Source organism: Pseudomonas sp. K5002 (assembly GCF_013386655.1).
Lineage (GTDB): Bacteria > Pseudomonadota > Gammaproteobacteria > Pseudomonadales > Pseudomonadaceae > Aquipseudomonas.
In genome coordinates, this window is the sequence record NZ_JACARK010001240.1 from 1 (window position 1) to 763 (window position 763).

General features: G+C 64.4%; 1 protein-coding gene. It reads left to right on the forward strand.

Annotated elements, in window-relative coordinates:
* Nucleotides 1-137 precede the first annotated feature (137 nt).
* On the forward strand, nt 138-763 hold a 626-nt coding region (locus HX846_RS40515), incomplete at its 3' end, for a hypothetical protein (RefSeq protein WP_256740336.1).

The following is a 763-nucleotide window of genomic DNA, read 5'->3' on the forward strand; positions in this document are numbered from 1 at the left end:
ATGCTGCCGATACCGCTGGCGGCACTGCTGCTGACGCACGTGAGGCCGCAAACGCTGCTCACACATTCGCTAGTCAGGTTGGCCAGGTGGCGGAGCGCGCAGCAGCACAATTGCAGGGGCTGGAGGATGGTGAAACCGTGCTTGATCGCATACAGTCAGCGAACCACGCAGGCCGACAGGCATTGGCTGATGCGCTGGGCGGTGGCGCTGCCGTCAACGCGGATGGTTCGTTGAAAGCACCGGCCTACGCTGTGACCCGGATCGACTCTGAGGGTGGCCCCGTTGGCCAGGTCCAGGCCGGCAACGTCGGGCAGGCTATCGAAACACTCGACGCGTCGCTGAATGCAGTCAACGGCAAGGCCGACAAGGCCACAGCGAACATGGCCAGCTTGCGCGAGCAGGTGAACAACGGACAGGTCGGCCTGGTTCGCCAGGACTCCCTCAACCGGAACATCCAGGTGGCGCGGGACACTGACGGCGTTCGTGTCGATCTCACGGGTACGCAGGGACCTCGTGTTCTGACGGGTGTGAAGGAGGGTGCCTTGAGCGTCGACAGCACCGATGTCGTCAATGGCCGACAACTCCACGCCGTCGACCGGCAGGTCAAGCAGTTGATGCAACGAGCCTCCGGCATCGCCGTTGACACCCAAGGCAATGAAAAGGCAACGGTGTCGCCGGGTAGCAAGGCCGTGGCTATCGGGGCCAACGCCCAGGCCGGCAGTGAGCGCAGCGTTGCGGTGGGGGCAGGTGCTGTGGCCCAAGC